Source organism: Catenovulum adriaticum (assembly GCF_026725475.1).
Taxonomy (GTDB): domain Bacteria; phylum Pseudomonadota; class Gammaproteobacteria; order Enterobacterales; family Alteromonadaceae; genus Catenovulum; species Catenovulum adriaticum.
Genome location: NZ_CP109965.1, coordinates 1,020,551 through 1,040,071 on the forward strand (window position 1 = coordinate 1,020,551; position 19,521 = coordinate 1,040,071).

Annotated in this window: 17 protein-coding genes; 14 read left to right on the plus strand and 3 right to left on the minus strand. The window is 39.0% G+C overall.

Annotation, left to right across the window (positions count from 1 at the left end; all coding sequences use genetic code 11):
* Positions 1-145 precede the first annotated feature (145 nt).
* The 14 genes from flhA (at position 146) to OLW01_RS04670 (ending at position 14,057) form a co-directional block, all read left to right on the plus strand.
* Positions 146-2,293, plus strand: a complete 2,148-nt coding sequence (gene flhA / locus OLW01_RS04605) for a flagellar biosynthesis protein FlhA (RefSeq protein ID WP_268075555.1) — start codon at positions 146-148, stop codon at positions 2,291-2,293.
* Positions 2,294-2,342: 49 nt separating this feature from the next.
* A complete protein-coding gene (gene flhF, locus OLW01_RS04610) occupies positions 2,343-3,764 on the plus strand; it encodes a flagellar biosynthesis GTPase FlhF (RefSeq protein WP_268075556.1) in 1,422 nt (473 codons plus the stop codon).
* Positions 3,765-3,768: 4 nt separating this feature from the next.
* Positions 3,769-4,641 carry a MinD/ParA family protein gene (locus OLW01_RS04615; RefSeq protein ID WP_326498591.1) on the plus strand — a complete coding sequence of 291 codons (873 nt, stop codon included), beginning with the start codon at positions 3,769-3,771 and terminating at the stop codon, positions 4,639-4,641.
* A gap of 6 nt (positions 4,642-4,647) precedes the next feature.
* Complete coding sequence (locus OLW01_RS04620; protein WP_268075558.1) at positions 4,648-5,370, plus strand: RNA polymerase sigma factor FliA; 723 nt, start codon at positions 4,648-4,650, stop codon at positions 5,368-5,370.
* 45 nt (positions 5,371-5,415) lie between these two features.
* Positions 5,416-5,799, plus strand: coding sequence for a chemotaxis response regulator CheY (cheY, locus tag OLW01_RS04625; protein WP_268075559.1), 384 nt, complete (start codon positions 5,416-5,418; stop codon positions 5,797-5,799).
* Positions 5,800-5,820: 21 nt separating this feature from the next.
* Positions 5,821-6,564, plus strand: coding sequence for a protein phosphatase CheZ (locus OLW01_RS04630; RefSeq protein WP_268075560.1), 744 nt, complete (start codon positions 5,821-5,823; stop codon positions 6,562-6,564).
* 15 nt (positions 6,565-6,579) lie between these two features.
* Complete coding sequence (locus OLW01_RS04635) at positions 6,580-8,838, plus strand: chemotaxis protein CheA (RefSeq protein ID WP_268075561.1); 2,259 nt, start codon at positions 6,580-6,582, stop codon at positions 8,836-8,838.
* Between the two features lie 22 nt (positions 8,839-8,860).
* Positions 8,861-10,003, plus strand: a complete 1,143-nt coding sequence (locus tag OLW01_RS04640) for a protein-glutamate methylesterase/protein-glutamine glutaminase (protein ID WP_268075562.1) — start codon at positions 8,861-8,863, stop codon at positions 10,001-10,003.
* Between the two features lie 14 nt (positions 10,004-10,017).
* Positions 10,018-10,791, plus strand: a complete 774-nt coding sequence (locus OLW01_RS04645; protein WP_268075563.1) for a ParA family protein — start codon at positions 10,018-10,020, stop codon at positions 10,789-10,791.
* On the plus strand, positions 10,791-11,603 hold the full coding sequence (locus OLW01_RS04650) for a chemotaxis protein CheW (protein ID WP_268075564.1): 813 nt from the start codon (positions 10,791-10,793) through the stop codon (positions 11,601-11,603). The genes OLW01_RS04645 and OLW01_RS04650 overlap by 1 nt, the downstream gene beginning before the upstream one ends.
* A 27-nt stretch (positions 11,604-11,630) precedes the next feature.
* Positions 11,631-12,122, plus strand: coding sequence for a chemotaxis protein CheW (locus OLW01_RS04655; RefSeq protein WP_268075565.1), 492 nt, complete (start codon positions 11,631-11,633; stop codon positions 12,120-12,122).
* Positions 12,123-12,127: 5 nt separating this feature from the next.
* Positions 12,128-12,532, plus strand: a complete 405-nt coding sequence (locus tag OLW01_RS04660; RefSeq protein WP_268075566.1) for a DUF2802 domain-containing protein — start codon at positions 12,128-12,130, stop codon at positions 12,530-12,532.
* 85 nt (positions 12,533-12,617) lie between these two features.
* Complete coding sequence (locus OLW01_RS04665; protein WP_268075567.1) at positions 12,618-12,866, plus strand: YheU family protein; 249 nt, start codon at positions 12,618-12,620, stop codon at positions 12,864-12,866.
* 156 nt (positions 12,867-13,022) lie between these two features.
* Positions 13,023-14,057, plus strand: a complete 1,035-nt coding sequence (locus OLW01_RS04670; protein ID WP_268075568.1) for a Kelch repeat-containing protein — start codon at positions 13,023-13,025, stop codon at positions 14,055-14,057.
* Between the two features lie 53 nt (positions 14,058-14,110).
* Here OLW01_RS04670 and OLW01_RS04675 read toward each other — a convergent pair whose 3' ends face one another.
* The 3 genes from OLW01_RS04675 to nadK form a co-directional block, all read right to left on the minus strand.
* Positions 14,111-15,103, minus strand: coding sequence for an HD domain-containing phosphohydrolase (locus OLW01_RS04675; RefSeq protein ID WP_268075569.1), 993 nt, complete (start codon positions 15,101-15,103; stop codon positions 14,111-14,113).
* Positions 15,094-18,411 (minus strand): MHYT domain-containing protein, encoded by a 3,318-nt coding sequence (locus OLW01_RS04680; protein ID WP_268075570.1) that lies wholly within the window; start codon positions 18,409-18,411, stop codon positions 15,094-15,096. The genes OLW01_RS04675 and OLW01_RS04680 overlap by 10 nt, the downstream gene beginning before the upstream one ends.
* Before the next feature lie 85 nt (positions 18,412-18,496).
* Entirely contained in the window at positions 18,497-19,375 is an 879-nt protein-coding gene (gene nadK / locus OLW01_RS04685) for an NAD(+) kinase (protein ID WP_268075571.1), read from the minus strand.
* Between the last annotated feature and the right edge of the window lie 146 nt (positions 19,376-19,521).

The following is a 19,521-nucleotide window of genomic DNA, read 5'->3' on the forward strand; positions in this document are numbered from 1 at the left end:
GTTATGTTCAATTTCTTAGCGCATCTCGCCAATAATAAATACCAACAATCAAATCAATTATCACCTCAATTAAATAAACTTGTCTAAAATGGTCTAAGGTTTGCATTATTGCATTCAGCCTTTTTAACGCTGGATTTTTGACGATATGCAAATCGCTGATGTATTTCAAAAAATTAATTTAAATAAAAGCAGTTTTGACCAAGTCACAGGTCTTGGTGTCGCAATTTTTGTATTAGCGGTATTAGCTATGGTGGTATTACCGATACCAGCCTTGCTACTTGATATTTTGTTTTCTTTTAATATCGCTTTATCGATGGTGGTTTTATTAGTAGTGGTTTATTCATTAAAACCACTTGAGTTTGGTTCTTTCCCTAGTGTTATTTTGATTGCAACCGTATTTCGTTTAGCCCTTAACATTGCATCTACGCGAGTTGTGTTATTGGAAGGCCACAATGGTGGTGATGCTGCAGGTGAAGTGATAGCTTCATTTGGCGAGGTGGTGATTGGTGGTAACTATGCTGTAGGTTTAGTCGTTTTTGCCATTTTAATGATTATTAATTTTAAGGTTGTTACCGCAGGTGCTGGACGTATATCTGAAGTAACAGCGCGCTTTACCTTAGATAGTTTACCGGGTAAACAGATGGCAATCGATGCGGATTTAAATGCCGGTTTTATTACCCAGGAACAAGCAATTGCAAGACGTAAAGAAATAACTGAAGAAGCAGATTTTTATGGTTCTATGGATGGCGCCAGTAAATTTGTTAAAGGCGACGCTATTGCGGGTTTATTGATTATGATCATCAACATTGTTGGTGGTTTAATTATTGGTATGGTTCAACATGAATTAAGTTTTTCTGCTGCGATAGAAATCTACACCATGCTGACGATTGGCGATGGCTTGGTTGCGCAAATCCCCTCTTTATTATTGTCAGTTGCAACAGCAATCGTGGTAACACGTGAAAATAATGCAGTTCAACTTGGCGACCAATTATCAACGCAATTAGGCAATGCTAAAGCGCTTTATATTGCAGCCAGCATTTTATTTGTGATGGGGGTTGTGCCTGGTATGCCACACATTGCATTTTTGTCATTAGCTTTTGCGTTGGCTGGTTTGGGATATTTTATGTCGCAGATGCGGGCCGACAGAAAATCTAAAAAAGGCAGTTTAATGCCTAAAGGCAAATCAACGCCTGCAGGTCAGGCTCAAAATACACAAGCAAATGCTTTGCCCGCTAATAACACTTCAGAACCTAAAGAAATTAGCTGGGATGATGTTCAACCTATGGATGTGATTGGGTTAGAAGTTGGTTATCGTTTGATCCCATTGGTAGATAAATCTCAAGGTGGGGAGTTATTGTCTAGGATTAAAGGTGTACGAAAGAAATTATCTCAGGATATGGGGTTTTTAGTACCAGCTGTGCATATTCGAGATAATTTAGATTTGTCGCCCAATATTTATCGTATTTCTTTAATGGGTGTGGTGATTGGTGAAGCTGAAATTTATCACGATCGTGAAATGGCCATTAACCCAGGCCAGGTATTTGGTAAGCTGCAGGGCATTAAAACTGTTGATCCCGCATTTGGCTTAGAGGCTATTTGGATTACCCCTGAGCAGCGAGAACAAGCGCAAACGTTAGGTTATACCGTTGTTGATTCCGCGACTGTCGTTGCGACTCATTTAAGTCAGCTCTTAACGAATAATGCATGGCAGCTTATTGGCCATGAAGAGGTTCAAAATTTATTAGATATGCTGGCTAAATCTTATCCTAAGTTGGTGGAAGGATTAGTGCCAGACATGCTTAATTTATCAACTGTGGTTAAAGTCTTTCAAAATTTATTGTTTGAAGGCGTCGTTATTCGAGATATGAGAACGATAGTTCAAACCTTAGTTGAGTATGCAACAAAAAGCCAAGATCCCGATGTTTTAACGGCTGCAGTACGTATTGCACTGCGACGATTAATAGTGCAAGAGCTTTCCAGCGGTTTGGATGAGTTACCTGTCATAACATTGGCGCCAGAGTTGGAGCAAATTTTGCATCAGTCAATGCAAGCTGGTGGTTCAGAGGGTGGTGGTATAGAACCTGGGTTAGCTGAGCGAATACAAACCGCGCTATCTCAGGCATCAGAGCAACAAGAAATGAACGGTGAACCTGCGGTTTTATTAACCTCTGGGATATTACGTTCAGTGTTGGCTCGCTTTACCAAACACACAGTAACTGGATTACATGTATTGTCTTATCAAGAAATTCCGGATGATAAACAAATTCGGATTGTGAATTCGATAGGTCAGTAGTGTCAAAATTTTGTCTGGATAGGTCATTTGCCTGTTCTTTGGAGGAAAGATGAAAATTAAACGTTTTGTTGCAAAAGATATCAGAGCGGCAATGCAAGAAATAAAAGCTTGCTTAGGCCCCGAAGCTATTATTATGTCTAATACAAAAGTAGCCGAGGGCGTTGAAGTTGTTGCTGCAGTAGATGAACAGCCTCAGCCTAAAGTTGAACAACCGGCTAAAGCTGCGACAAAACCTACTTCAAGACAAGCGGCATACAGACGCCATAATCAGCCAGAAGATTCTGCTATTTCGGCTGAAGAAGATGTGCAAGTATCCGATAGCTTACAATCATTATTAATGCGTCAGGCCACGCCTGAATTTAAAAATCAGTATGCAAATAAGCAACATGCTGCTGCTCGAGCAAAAAAAATAGCTCAAGCAGTAGAGCAAACGCAGCTCGATAATCATGAATCTATTAACGATTGGTCGTTAAATCATCAAACAACACAAAGTTTAAGCAATCAAACACAACAAAGCACATCAAATACTGGGCAAACGACAGAACGCGAGCTACAATCGATTAAATCAGAAATGGCGGAACTTAAGCATTTATTAAAGCATCAAGTGTCTGGATTAATGTGGCAAGAAATGGCGAGAAGCGAGCCAACCCGAGCTTATATTGTTGACCGTTTAACTCGAATGGGTATAGCAGCGCAAGTTGCTGAACAAGTTGCTAGCTTTATGCCTGAAGGGATTGAAGACCATCAGGCATGGGATAGCGCGCTTGAATTATTAAGTGGGCAAATCAATGTGACTAATAACGACATTATGCGTCGTGGTGGTGTGGTTGCATTATTAGGACCAACTGGCGTTGGAAAAACAACGACGGTAGCTAAACTTGCTGCTCATTTTGCTAAAAAACATGGCGCAGACTCAGTTGCCTTGGTGACAACAGACAGTTATCGTATTGGTGCTCATGAGCAATTACAAACGTATGCTCGGATTATTGGTTGTCCATGTAAAGTGGTTCGCCATGAAGATGAATTAGCCGACACTTTGCATCAATTAAGAAACCGAAAATTAATCTTAATTGATACTGCAGGGGTAGGCCAAAGAGATGTTCGTTTAGCTGAACAACTTGATAGTTTAATGCGATCAACTCAAATTAAAATTAGAAATTATTTAGTATTGCAAGCAACGTCGCAGCAAAGTGTCTTAATGGAAACCGTGCAACAGTTTAAGCGTACTAACTTAACTGGTTGTATTTTCACCAAATTAGATGAATGCATGAGTTTGGGAGAAATTATTAGTGTTGCCATTCAAAATGCGTTGCCAATAGGGTATCTTACGGATGGTCAGCGAGTGCCGGAAGATATTAAAGCTGCAACTGCGCAATATTTAATCGACCAGGCTGCCGGTTATATGGATGAAAATGAATTTTCTCATCCTCACTGGTTTACAGATAGCTCAAGACAACCTATATATAAATAAATTTATGATATTAAATAACCAGTTAGGTGATCAAGCAAGTGGCCTTCGAACAATGAAACAAAGCGCGAATGAAAGAATTAAAGTAATTGCGGTCACCGGCGGAAAAGGCGGTGTTGGTAAAAGCAATGTGTCTTTAAACATGGCGGTTTCGATGGCTCAGCAAGGTAAACGCGTTTTAGTTTTTGATGCGGATTTAGGTTTGGCCAATGTGGATGTTATGTTGGGCTTGCGAGTTGAAAAAAACTTATCTCACTTGTTAGCTGGTGAATGTGAACTTGACGATATTTTAATTACCGGCCCACAAGGCATTAAAATTGTGCCAGCCACTTCAGGTACGCGTAATATGGTTGAACTATCGACTCAAGAGCATGCTGGTTTAATTCGTTCATTTAGTGAGCTTAAACAAGAGTTTGACGTATTAATCGTCGATACTGCAGCTGGCATTTCAGACATGGTGCTTAGTTTTTCACGCGCAGCGCAAGATGTCATGGTAGTGGTATGTGATGAACCTTCATCCATTACCGATGCTTATGCATTGATTAAAGTATTGAATCGTGATTACAATGTTTTTCGTTTTAAAATTGTGGCTAACATGGTTCGCTCTATGCGTGAAGGGCAGGAATTATTCGCGAAGTTGTCTAAAGTGTCCGATCGGTTTTTGGATGTTGCATTGGATTTAGTGGCTATTATTCCATTTGATGAAAATGTTCGTAAATCTGTTCGTCGACAAAAAACGATTGTCGAAGCATTTCCTAAATCGCCCGCATCTATGGCGTTTAAAACCTTAGCTTCTCGAGCCGGAAAATGGCCAACCCCTGAAAGCGCAACAGGTCATTTAGAATTTTTTATTGAACAATTGGTCTCTCCGGGAGTGTAGTCTGTTGTGAATAAAGTGGCTGCTTATCAATCTGTTAATCAAAAACAAGCATTTGTAGAGCTGCATGCTGGCCTAGTTAAACGTATTGCTCATCATATGATGGCAAGGTTACCTGCAAGCGTTCAAGTAGATGATTTAATTCAAGCTGGTATGATAGGCCTGCTTGAAGCGTCAAAGAATTTTGATGGTAGCAAAGGCGCAAGTTTTGAGACGTTTGCTGGAATTCGGATTCGAGGCGCCATGTTAGACGAAATTCGCCGTGGCGATTGGGTGCCGCGTTCAGTCCACAAAAATAGCCGACTTATCGCGAAAGCGATTAATGATGTTGAAAATGAAACTGGGCGTGATGCGCGTGATATTGAAGTTGCTGAAAAATTAGAGTTAAGCATTAATGACTACCATCATATTTTAAATGATGTAAATAGTGGTAAGATTATAGGAATAGAAGATCTTGGTGTTACTGAAGATGTGATTGGTAGCTCTGATGATAAACATCAAGATGAACCATTTGAAGATATTGCTCACGGTGCGTTTCAGAGCGAATTAGTTAAAGCGATAGAAACACTACCAGAAAGAGAAGCATTAGTGCTCTCTTTATATTATGATGAAGAATTGAATTTAAAAGAAATTGGTGCCGTTATTGATGTGAGTGAATCTCGAGTGAGTCAAATTCATAGTCAAGCAATGCACAGATTAAAAGCAAAATTAAATAGCTGGCAACAGATATAAAAATTATTATTAATCCATGAGATAATCTCAGAGGCGGAGGAAGCTTTGGATACAAATATGAAAGTTTTGGTTGTAGATGATTTTTCAACCATGAGGCGTATTATTAAAAACTTGCTGAGAGATTTAGGGTTCACTAATGTCTCTGAAGCGGATGATGGCGCCACGGCATTGCCAATGTTACAAAATGGCGATTTTGAATTTGTGGTGACTGATTGGAATATGCCAGGTATGCAAGGCATTGATTTATTAAAAGCAATTCGAGCGGATGAGCGGTTAAAAAATATTCCGGTTTTAATGGTGACTGCTGAAGCGAAAAAAGAACAAATTATTGCAGCAGCCCAAGCGGGTGTAAATGGTTATATTGTTAAACCTTTTACCGCTGCAACCCTAAAGGAAAAGTTAGACAAGGTTTTTGAGCGTTTAGCTTAATTAGGTATCAGGAGAACACCATTGTTACCTAATGAACCGTTAATTAGCCTTGAAGACGCAAAACAGTTAGTTAGTTTGCTTGAGCGGGGTGAAAACCAAGCCGCTAATGACATTTTGCAAAAAGTGACACAAGCAACGTCTGAAGAGCTGTTTGCTCAAGTTGGTAAATTAACTCGACAATTACATGATTCTTTGGGCAGCTTCCAATTAGATATGCGCATTGCTGATTTGGCTAATGAAGATATTCCTGATGCCCAAACCCGGCTTGCCTATGTAATGGATATGACCGAAAAAGCAGCAAATCAAACAATGGATGCTGTTGATGCTTGTTTACCAATCGCCTCTGATTTAAATAAGAATATTCAAGAAATTATCCCAACTTGGGATAAATTAATGAATCGTCAAATTGAGTTGAGCGAATTTAAGAGTCTATGTTACAGCGTTAATCATATACTGCACCAGTCTGAGAAAGATTCCCAAAGCCTACAAACTCAACTTAACGAAGTTTTAATGGCGCAAGGCTTTCAGGATTTAACCGGACAAGTAATACGCAGAGTTATTGAATTGGTTAAAGAAGTTGAAGATAACTTGATTCACTTATTAACCGTATTTGGCACACCACAACAAGAACAACAATCACAACCAGCCGAACCAACGACAATAAATAAAGGCGCTGAAGGCCCAATTATCGATGCAGAAGAAAGAACTGATGCCGTGGCGAGCCAAGATGAAGTTGATGATTTGTTATCCAGTTTAGGTTTTTAATAGGGGACGAGTTCCATGAGCTTTGATGTAGATGAAGATATACTGCAAGATTTTTTAGTTGAAGCAGCAGAAATTTTAGAGCAGTTATCAGAGCAGCTAGTGGAGCTTGAGAATAATCCTGAAGATGCGGATTTACTCAATGCTATTTTCAGAGGCTTTCATACCGTAAAGGGCGGAGCAGGTTTTTTAGCAATGACAGCCCTCGTAGATGCATGTCATGGCGCTGAAAATGTGTTTGATATTTTACGAAAAGGCCAGCGCAAAGTAACACCTGAACTTATGGATGTTATTTTACAGTCGTTAGACTGTATTAATTTAATGTTTTCGCAAATCCAAAACCGAGAAGAGCCAGAACCAGCTTCTCAAGAACTATTGGATACTTTACATACGTTAAGTGAACCCGAACGTGAAGATGAAAATACTGCGAGTGCTACAATAGACCCTACTGTGGGTGACTCGGATGTTGAATTGTTTGAGCAGTCCGTGGAGGAGTCGAACTTGCCTGTCTCAGACGTAGCTGACAGCCATTTAGAATCTAATTCAATTGATGAAATTACAGATGATGAATTTGAAGCTTTATTAGATCAATTACATGGTGCAAATAAAGCCCCGGGTGCAAGTTCAAATGAACCATCGTCTAGTCAAACATCAGCCACATTACCCGCAAATAATCCTTCAACTCCCAGCCATAATACTGATGAAATTACAGATGATGAATTTGAAGCTTTATTAGATGAGCTACACGGGAAAGGTAAATTTGCTAGCCCTAAAAAACCGTCATCGAATCCAGCTCCACAGGCGAGTCAATCCGTATCAAATAACCAATCATCTGATGATATATCTGATGATGAATTTGAATCACTGTTAGATGAATTACATGGTAAAGGAAAAGCCCCAAGTAAAAGTGTCACACCTGAAAAGCCTCAAGCAAGCGCGCCCAACGTTGCAAAATCTCAGCCTGATGCGGTCAATACCGTTAATAAACCAAATGCGTCTAACGTAAATAAACCTGTAACAAGTCAAGCAAGCTCTGGAAAACCGGCAGCCGCTAGCAAGCCGCCAGCACCAGCTAAAAAATCATCACCATCAGCGCCAGCTGCAGAAACCACTGTAAGGGTTGATACGAAACGACTTGATCAAATTATGAACATGGTTGGGGAGTTAGTATTAGTACGTAATCGACTCGTTAGCTTAGGTGTTAATGTAAATGAAGAGGCTATGTCTAAAGCGATTGCTAATTTAGATGTGGTAACAGGCGATTTACAGGGTGCGGTAATGAAAACTCGGATGCAGCCAATTAAAAAAGTATTTGGTCGCTTCCCAAGAGTCGTTCGTGATTTAGCACGTTCTCTCAATAAAGAAATCACCTTAAAATTAGAGGGTGAAGAAACCGATTTAGATAAAAATTTAGTTGAAGCGCTGGCTGATCCTTTAGTTCACTTGGTTCGAAACTCAGTTGACCATGGTATTGAAATGCCGGATGAGCGTGCCGCGAAAGGTAAACCTCGCAACGGTACTGTGTGTTTATCTGCATCACAAGAAGGTGATCATATTTTGTTAACCATCACTGATGATGGCGCAGGTATGGATCCGGAAAAGCTTAAAGGAATTGCGATTAAAAACGGTATTCTTGATACAGATACAGCTTCAAGAATGTCTGATAGTGAAGCTTACAACTTAATTTTTGCGCCTGGTTTTTCAACAAAAGAAAAAATCTCTGATATCTCGGGTCGTGGTGTGGGTATGGATGTGGTTAAAACCAAAATTACCCAACTCAATGGTTCAGTTGTAATACGCTCTGAACAAGGCTACGGCACTGAGCTTGAAATAAAAGTACCGCTTACTTTGGCAATTTTACCAACGCTGATGGTTATTGTTTCTGGTCAAACATTTGCGTTACCGCTTGCCGGGGTGAACGAAATTATCAACCTAGATTTACAAAAAACGAATACAGTTGATAATCAATTAACGATGATAGTGCGCAATAAAGCGATACCTTTGTTTTATTTACAAGACTGGCTTACACGTCCTAATGCTGAAAATAAGCGAGCTGATCGTAAAATCGGCCACGTAGTTGTACTGCAATTAAGTACACACAAACAAGTTGGTTTTGTGGTGGATTCTTTGATTGGTCAAGAAGAAGTGGTTATTAAACCACTAGACGCCTTATTGCAAGGTACACCGGGAATGGCGGGTGCAACAATAACCAGTGATGGTGGAATTGCATTGATTTTAGATGTACCCGGTTTATTAAAACGTTACGCAAAACGTTAAATCTTTTATCTAGGATTTATGAATGCCAATAAATGTACTGGTGGTTGATGACTCTAGTTTTTTTAGACGTAGAGTTTCTGAAATCATTGAGCAAGATCCTGACCTGCATGTCATTGATACTGCAGTCAATGGTAAAGATGCCGTTGAAAAAAACAGTGCAATAAAACCAGATGTGATCACCATGGACATTGAAATGCCAGTGATGGATGGTATTTCAGCTGTGCGTGAAATTATGCAGCGTCAACCCGTTCCTATTTTAATGTTTTCATCATTGACTCATGATGGGGCCCAAGCGACATTAGATGCGTTAGAAGCTGGTGCTTTAGATTTTTTACCTAAAAAATTTGAAGATATCGCTCGAAATCGAGATGAAGCCATTCAACAGTTGCTATCTCGAATTAAGCAAATATCAAAACGCCGTTTTTTCAAGCGAGCGAATCCGGTCGCAACGCCTGTAACGCATACCGCGTCCGACAAAAGACGTTTTACAACACCAGCTTCATTGTCCACTGATACCTCATTAAAAACATCCACTAGTGTCAGAAGTTCAATTTCGCCTGTTAGAGAGCGAGCCTCTCGTGCCCCTAGCTCTTATAAATTGTTGGCAATTGGTACTTCAACGGGTGGGCCTGTTGCATTACAAACAATATTAACTCAGTTGCCTGCGAATTTTCCGACGCCTATTTTATTAATACAGCATATGCCAGCCGCTTTTACAGCAGCTTTTGCTTCACGTTTAAATGGGATGTGTAAAATTCAGGTGAAAGAGGCCGAGCAAGGCGATGTATTAAAACCTGGCTGCGCTTATCTTGCCCCAGGTGGTAAGCAAATGATGATAGAAGGTAGCGCAAGTGGCGGTAAAATAGTTATCAAGGCGGATGATTCAACGCGACTTACTTATAAACCCAGTGTCGATTTAACCTTTGCTTCAATTGCTAAAATTTATCAAAGTTCAGTATTGGCTGTGGTATTAACTGGTATGGGTGCTGATGGTCGAGAAGGTGCAAGAATGTTAAAAAGCGCAGGTTCAATTATCTGGGCTCAAGACGAAGCGTCATGCGTTGTTTATGGTATGCCTCAAGCCGTTACAGTTGCAGGTATAGCGACACAAAGTATCTCAATTAACCAAATGTCAGCTAAGATCCAAGCTGAAATTTGTGGTTAATATAAGGAGATATAGTGATTGTCTGGACGGTAGCAAATCAAAAAGGGGGGGTAGGAAAAACCACCACCACGGTCACCTTGGCAGGTATTTTAGCCGGACAAGGTAAAAAAGTACTGCTAATTGATACTGACCCACATGCATCACTGACTTATTATTTTGGAATAGATTCAGAAGAGCTTGATAATAGTGTTTTTGATTTATTTTTACATAAACAAAATTTATCAAAAGAACAAATATTACAAACTTTGTGTCCAACTTCGATGAATAATTTAGATATTTTGCCGGCAACTATGGCGCTTGCAACATTAGACCGACGGATGGGCAATCAGCATGGTATGGGTTTAGTTTTAAAAAATACACTTGATTTGTTAGCGGATGAATATGATTATGCATTAATTGATTGTCCGCCTGTTTTGGGGGTATTAATGGTTAATGCTTTGGCTGCCTGTGAACGTATTTTAATTCCCGTACAGACTGAGTTTTTAGCCCTTAAAGGCTTAGATCGCATGATGCGAACCTTATATTTAATGGGGCGGTCGCAAAAAAAGAATTATCGATATACAATTATTCCAACTATGTTTGATAAGCGGACGAAAGCATCATTGGAAGCCTACAAAGAATTAAAACAGCTCTATCAAAATAAAGTCTGGTCTAACGTAATCCCGGTCGATACTAAATTGCGAGATGCGAGTTTAGCACAGCGAGTTCCGTCAGTTTATACACCTAAATCACGTGGTGTATTTGCATATCAAAATTTATTGACTTATATACTGCAGGTTGACGACTAATGAGCAAAGGCACTTTTGCAAACGAAGATGTCATGGAAGAGTATCTTGATGCTTTATTATTTGAATCTGAACCGGTTAATGCAAAAAAAACACCGCAAACAGAGTTTAGTTCAGACACAGTAAAAATAGACGCGAGTAAACCTTTATATCCAACTACCTTGAATCCAGTTGAACATTTATTGGAGCAAGTCAGTAAACACCCAGACGAAATTGAAACGCATACAATTGATACGGCTAATGCACCAGAGCTTGATGAGTTTGTTTCGCCAATAATGAATGAAAGAGACATCCCACTAGCTGATTTGGAGGTAGTAGCCGAGCCACCGGTAGGAGAACCACCTACATTAGCTGAAAAAAAATATCAGGAAGGTGACTTTCAAGCATTATTTTTTGAAGTGGCGGGTTTGGCCTTAGCTTTACCTTTAACGGAGCTGGGGGGGATTCATAACCTAACAGAAACGTCTCCGCTTTTTGGCAAGCCTGCTTGGTTTAAAGGATTAATGGTGAACCGAGAGATGCAAATTAATGTAGTTGACACTGCGCTTTGGGTGATGCCAGAAAAATGTGATCAAGATTTAGTTAACGCTTTGAGTTATAAATATATTATTATGTTAGGAGAAAGTCGCTGGGGATTAGCATGCGAAACCTTGGTTAACACAGTGACACTGAAACAAGAAGATATTAAATGGCGAGCATCAGCTGGCAAAAGACCTTGGTTGGCAGGGCTGGTGAAACAAAAAATGTGTGCCTTGTTGAATGTCGAACAGCTCATTTTGCTTTTAAACAAAGGGCTTGACAGTCAAGATGGTTGATAACAAAGATTCTGGCGGAGCAGAACTATGAGCAATACAGAAAGAAATATCGCAGCCGACGCAGCTGACAGCGAAGTATTACAATGGGTTACGTTCAAATTAGATGAAGAAACCTATGGTATTAATGTGATGCAGGTACAAGAAGTATTGCGCTATACGGAAATTGCTCCTGTACCGGGTGCACCAAGTTATGTGCTAGGGATTATTAATTTGCGCGGTAATGTTGTTACCGTAATCGATACGCGTAGCCGTTTCGGTTTAGAATCAAGCACGGTAACTGATAATTCAAGAATTGTGATTATTGAAGCTGAAAAGCAAGTTATTGGTATTTTGGTAGATAGTGTGGCAGAAGTTGTGTACCTTAAATCTAATGAGATCGACAGCACACCGAATGTAGGCACTGATGAAAGCGCGCGCTTTATCCAAGGGGTATCTAATCGCGATGGTGAGCTATTAATTTTGGTTGATTTAAACAAGTTGCTCAGCGATGAAGAATGGGATGAACTTAATAGTTTTTAATCAGTATGATTGATCTATCTTGGATATCGCTTGGGCTTGCTATATTTGGCTGTTTTTTTAGCGTCTTTATTTTACGTAAACTGTTAAAAAAGCAGGCGTCAGATTATCGAGCTCTGAGTGATAAACATAGTCATTTGGAGCGTGAAAATAAAATTTTACGCCATGAAATCGATGAAATTCGTTCAGGTTCAATTGGGATCGGACAAAGTGTTAAACGAATTCAAGCTATTGTGCTGGATATTGAATCTCGTCAAGGTGAGTTAGAACTTCAAGATCCTGAATCTAAGTTATATACCCGGGCGGCTAAAATGGCAGAGAAAGGGGCAACAGCACAAGAGATTTCAACCGATTGTGAAATACCCATGGTGGAAGCAGAGCTGATTGTTTCGCTGAGACAAAAATCAAATTAAATTTGCATTAATTAAATAAAAAAACCGACTTGCAAGTCGGTTTTTTTGTATTTAATTAGAGCTGAGGTTATTAGGATGAAAATAAATGTTCATAGATCATAAATTATTAAGTGAGGACGCACTTAATGGACTAATCAAAGATTATTTAACACGATGTGATTTTGATAGTTCAGATTTTCAAGATCAAAATACCCAAGTTGAAAGGGTTGTTAACGCGTTAAATCGTAAAGAAATGGTTATTACATGGTCTGAGTTGCATCAAAGCTTCAATATCCAAGATAAACAATCTTTTGATGAAAATGCTTATGAGAGTGACGAGAGCATAGATTATTAACATAAAATGATGCCATTCGTGTTATTAGCACAGTTGACTAAGCTGATATTAAGAATGCAGTTTAGCTAAAGCTTATTGGATGAGGTTGTATTGTATTAAAAATAAGCATATATGTTATGTTCAGCATGGGATATTACAAAGGAGCAAAGATAAATAATGAAAAAAAATCAATTTAGAAAGTTAATTAAAGGCGTCTGTCTAAGTTTTGGGTGCTTGTTATTGGTTTCTTGTCAGCAAAATTCAGGTGCAAACGCTGAACAGTCTAACTTGACTCAATCAAACAAATGGCAAACGTTAGAAACGACAGGTCATGTGCATCCTAGACATGAAGCAGCTTTTGTGGAGTTTAAAGGTGAATTTTATTCGTTGGGTGGACGTAGAATTCAGCCCGTTGATATTTATAATCCGCAAACTCAGCAGTGGCGACAAGGTAGCGCACCTCCTGTCGAAATTCATCATTTTCAACCTGTGGTCTACCAAGATGCGATTATTTTAGCTGGAGCCATGACGGGGCGATATCCTAACGAAACGCCTATAGATAAGATGCTTTATTATTATCCTGAACAAGATAAATGGGAATTTAAAGTAAATTTACCTAAGAATAGATTAAGAGGTGGTGCTGGCAGCGTTATTTATCAAGATAAACTTTATTTAGTAGCAGGTATTCAAAATGGTCACGTAGGCGGTTTTGTGCCTTGGCTGGATGTTTATGATTTTAAATCTAAACAATGGACAACATTAGCAGACGCCCCTCATGCTAGAGACCATTTTCAGGCTGCTATTTTAGATGGGAAAATTTATGCTGTGGGAGGCCGCACTACATCATCTGCAACTAATCAAGTTTTTGATCTGGTAGTGAAAGCGGCTGATGTCTTTAATATTAAAACTCAAACATGGCAAACGTTAAAACAAGGTATACCTACACCTAGAGCCGGTACATCTACTTTGGTAGTTAAAGACGAAATTTGGGTCTTGGGTGGAGAAACAAATCGTCCACCTCCGGCGCATAATGAAGTAGAGATTTTAAATCCGAGTAATCAAAGTTGGCGCAGCTTTACCCCTTTGAATCGAGGTAGGCATGGCACAGGTGCTATTTTGTATCAAGACCAAGTCTGGACATGCTGCGGATCTGGTTCAAGAGGCGGAAGCCCTGAACTTACATCGATAGAGTCGATTAAGCTAACCCAGTAAGCGATATGGATGAATCAATGCATCAACAGATAATGGATGCATTGATTCAGTTTTTACTCTTGCCATTTATGGTAAACCGCTAGAATTTGATCCATTTCTTGAATTAATAAATTGACGAGTGTTGGATCAAAATGAAGTCCACTTTCAGACTTTATTAAATCCATGGTTTTTTCTACACTCCAAGCATCTTTATAGGGACGTTTGCTGGTTAAAGCATCAAATACATCGGCTAAAGCGACAATTCGGCCCTCTATTGGAATATCTTCGCCTGATAGACCATTAGGGTAACCACTACCATCCCATTTTTCGTGATGGGTTAAAGCAATAGAACGGGCTAGCCTTAATAAGTCTGAGTCACCTTCGCCAAGAATATCAGCACCAATATTTGGATGCGTTTTCATGATGTTCATTTCATCATCAGTTAGCTTGCCGGGTTTTAGCATTATACTATCTGCAATGCCTATTTTACCCACATCATGCATTGGTGCTGCATTTAAAATTTGTTCTGCCTGCGCATCACAAAATCCATAAGCTTTTGCTAAAATTTTTGAATAATGGCTCATTCTAATAACATGCATGCCCGTTTCATTATCTTTGTATTCTGAAGCTCTGCCAAGCACCTGAATAACTTGCAATCGTGTTTCTTTAAGCACGTCAGCTTGCACTAAAGATAAATGGGTTCTGACTCGTGCTTTTACGAGTGTTGGAGAAACGGGTTTGGTTATATAATCTACAGCACCCATTTCAAAGCCAGTTGCTTCGTCCATCTCTTCAGATAGTGCCGAAACAAATATAATTGGAATACTTTTATTTTCGACTTGGCTTTTTAGGGTCTTACAAACATCAAACCCCGACATTCCGGGCATCATAATGTCGAGTAAAATTAAAGCGGGCTTGTCTTTATCAATTAATTTAAGCGCATCTTCACCACTTTTAGCAAAAGTGAGTTGGTAGTCTGACTGGAGAATGCTTTTTAATACTCTTAAATTCGCAGGTTCGTCGTCGACAATCAAAATTTTAGGTTTGCTTTCAGGGATTAAGGACATGTTTCCTCCTGAGCAATAATTTGCTGTAATTGAGTTAAATGTTGATGCGCTAGCTCAAATTCAAAATCGTTAACTTCTTCGATAATTTGTTCAATGAGATGTTGAATTTGAGGGGGACTACTGGCGGCTTTAAATTTAGCTAAGATAGAGTCGTCACATTGATTTTGTTCAACTAACCTAATAACTTCGTCGATAACGCCAATGAGGTCGGTTTTTTCAGATAAAGTTTTTGGCGCTACCGCGTGTTTAAAATAATCGGTCACTTTATTTGTTAATTGATGCATTTGCTGCGTGATATTTTCAAGTATACCCATAATATCTGCGGTACTTTGTTGTTTGATTTGCTTTTCTAAAAGCACAAAGTTTTGCATCAAAGCCGGTAATGCTAAATTACCTGTGAGACCTTTTAAAGTGTGTGCGGTTTGGTTTAATTGCGCCCATTCTTGTTTGTCTAAGCATTGTTTAAATGAATCATAAAAATCTATATTATCGGTTAAAAAGCGTTGAATCTCGCTATAGTATTGGTATTCACTTCCCCATAGCAGTGTTCCTTTTTCAACATTCATTAATTCCGTTTTTTGCTTTATTTCTTGTTTTTGATTGTGCTGTACATTAATTCCAAGTACTTGAGCTATCTGTAGCTGGATTTGTTTTAAATCAACCGGTTTGTTAGCAAAACCGCTCATACCAGCCTCTTTGGCTTGTAATCGATCGTTTTCCATCACGCTGGCTGTTAGTGCGATAATAGGAAGCGGAGGTAAATTATTTTGCGCTTCATATTCACGTTGTAAACTTGCCGCTGTAAGTCCATCCATTACTGGCATTTGTATATCCATTAACACAAGATCAATTTCTGTGTCTTTGTTCATTCGCAATAATGCTTGTTCACCATCACGAGCGGTAATGATTTGGTGGCCTTGACGCTGTAACAAAATAGAGATCAAATCTAGGTTTTGTTGAATGTCATCTACGACCAATACTTTAAGTTTCGGCAATTCAATATTGTCTGATTGAATTGCTTGAATACCACATTGATCACTTTTGGTTAAAGGCAGGCTAATGGTAAAACAGGTGCCATTGTTAGGTTCACTTTCAACACTAATGTTGCCGTCCATTAATTCAGTTAATTGATAGCTAATGGTTGTACCTAAACCTGTACCACCAAATTTTCGGCTAATTGAGCTATCGGCTTGTGCATAAGCATTAAAAATATTGTTGAGTTGAGCCTGATCCATGCCAATGCCCGTATCTTTAATAATAAAATCGATTTGACCATAGTCATTTGGTCTGACGATCACATCAATCCTGCCAGTCGGAGTGAATTTAATTGCGTTGCCAATTATGTTGGTTAGGATTTGGCGAATTCTATCAGGGTCGCCTTTATAACAATCAGAGATTTGAGTTGATATATCAATATTTAATATTAACCCTTTGTGTTTAGCTTCCATATAAAGCGTTGATACAACAGAATCTACTTCTTCTATTAAATTAAAATCTCGGATATCAAGCTCAAATTTACCTTTATCTAGCTTAGCACTGTCTAAAATATCATTTAGTAAATGCAATAAGGATTTTGCTGATTGATTAATGGTTTTGAGGTGTTTTGCTTGTTCGTCTGATAGGGGAGAATCGAGCATAATGTCACTAAAGCCAATAATTGCATTCATGGGTGTTCTGATTTCATGGCTCATATTCGCAGTAAACGCGGAGCGGGCCGCTGCTGCTTGCTCTGCATTTTCTTTCGCGATAATAAGCTCTTCTTCCATTAACCGTCGTTCAGTGATATCCATGATGAAGCCGTCTAAACACGGAAATTGAGTCGTTGGATCTAATACTTGGCTACCATATTCTAATAGCCATTTTATATCGCCTGTTTTGGTCAGTATGCGGTATTCAAAGGTATAATGACTGCCTTGCTGATGGTAAAGCATTACATTGGCTAGATCTTCAGGGTGGATTAAATCTTTAAATGAGCGTTTAGGATGAGGTAATTGAAAGTCTTCAGCAGGATAGCCAGTTATACTTTCAACAGCATCGCTAATATACACCATAGGCCAGTCGCCTTTATCTAAACAGCGAAATGCAATCCCTGGGATGTTTGATATTAAAGAACGAAATTTATTTTCATTTTCTCTAAGCGCTGTCTCCATTTTTACCCGTTCAGTTAAATCAGACGCGATTGCAACAAATAAAGTCTCTGAGCCTAAGTCGACCTGTCCAATTGCTACGCGGGCATCTATCATTATTCCATTTTTATGTTTGATGCTCAGTTCGCTGCTTTTCCCAATAAATGAACTATTGTTTAAAGTATCGGCCTGTGCTTGGCCTTCAACTGAATCTGTTTTAAATATGTATGAAATATTCTGTCCTATTAATTCGGATTCACACCAACCAAAAAGGTCTTCAGTTGCTTTATTGGCGCTTAATACGTGACCGTCTTTATCTATTGTTAAAATGCCATCTATTGCGGTATTCATTATCGCTTTTAATCGGTTTTCATTATTGCTGGCAGTTCGGGATAAATCACGGTATCTAAAAATGTAATTTACGGCCAAAACTAAACTCAGAATAATAAAGGTGAGACCAGCAGTCGTCAGGCCTAAATATAAAGATATTTCATTTGGCTGTTTTGAAAGCTCTAAGCCTTCAGGTAAAACAAAACGTGCAGCCGCCATGCCGGTGTAATGCATGCCAGAAATAGCGCAGCCCATAACTACACTGGCAATTAAGGTAATTTGGTTAACTGAGAAGTTAAACCTTGTAGAACCGATTAGAGCAAATCGAACCCATAAAGCTAAAATGGCCAAACCTACCGCAACAATGATAGATAATAAAAATAAGCTTAAATCGTATCTAAGAAGAGGTGCCATCTCCATCGCAGCCATGCCTAAATAATGCATAGTCCCTATACCAGCGCCAACCAATAATCCACCTAAAAGAAGTTTGCTTTTATTTAATTCATCTTCACTAATGATGTTTAGTGCGACCCAAGAAGCAATAATCGAAGGAATTATCGATAATAAAGTGATTAGCCAGTTGTAACTAACGGGCGTGCATAAGCGAAAGGCTGTCATGCCAATAAAATGCATTGACCATACGCCGCCTCCCAGAGCTAAAGCCCCAGTAAATAACGAGATATGGCGGCGTAATTTGGTACAAGCAGAAGCTGCACGTTCAGATACTTTTAACGCCATATGCGATGAAAAAATGGCAATTAATACCGACAACATAACCAGCCAAGCATTATAGTCACCATTCGTGAGTAAGCTTCCTGACGGGATATTAAATAACTTGTCTAAAAAATTCATTTACACAAACAACCTGTTAATTTTATTGTCGAACTACTTTTTATAGAAATAATAACCATATAAAAATATTAATCTAGTATTTAAATTAATATAGCTTACTTCCCCAGTTTAGCTTTCGTCTCAATACACTAAAATAACTATAATCTTCAGGATGAATTAATTTTAGTAGATGAGCTGATTTTTTGACGCGAATTTCGTCACCCTGTAAAACAGGAAGCGCCACATGACCATCACAAGTTACACCTAGCTGAGCTTGTGCTTTATTTGATACAACTAATCTAAGGTCTGAACTAGCATCGACAACAAGTGGGCGATTGGCGAGCGAGTGAGGAAACATAGGTAGTAGGCAAATAGCATTTAAATTTGGGGTTAAAATTGGGCCTCCGCCAGATAAAGAATAAGCGGTTGACCCCGTAGGCGTACTCATGATGAGCCCATCAGCTCTTTGGCTAAAAACAAATTTGTCATTTATATAGACTTCAAATTCTATCATATGAGCGACTTTATCAGAGTGCAAAACAGCTTCATTGACTGCGGTGTTACTGCATTTTATTTGATCATGTCGATGAACTTCTATTTCCAACAAAAAGCGCTCTTCGGTTGAAAAGTGACCTTTAAGTACTTGCTCTAATACGGTTTCACATGCGTCAGGACTAATGTCTGTTAAAAAACCTAAATTACCGCGATTAATACCAATAACAGCCGTATTATAGCGGGCTAACACTCTAGCTGCACCTAACATATTGCCATCGCCACCCACGACTATAACTAAATCACAAATTTCACCGAGTTCAACTAAACTTAGCGCTTTAACTTGAATTTGCTTGGGCGTGGCAACTTTTTGTTCAAGATAAATATCACAACCTTGTTGTGTCAAAAAATTTATTAAAGTATCAACAGTTTGCTGAGTCTCTGAATGGTTGGCTTTACCGACAATGCCAACTTTATTAAATACGCTTGTCATATTTGCTTTTGTTATCCACAGGGGTGTTAAATCGAGTTTAGGTAAGTTTAGCAATATTTAATTGAAATTTATCTATTACACCTCATATAAGTTAAATAAATATTGTTTTTGTATGAACAACAGAGTTTAACTCAATAAGAAGTTTA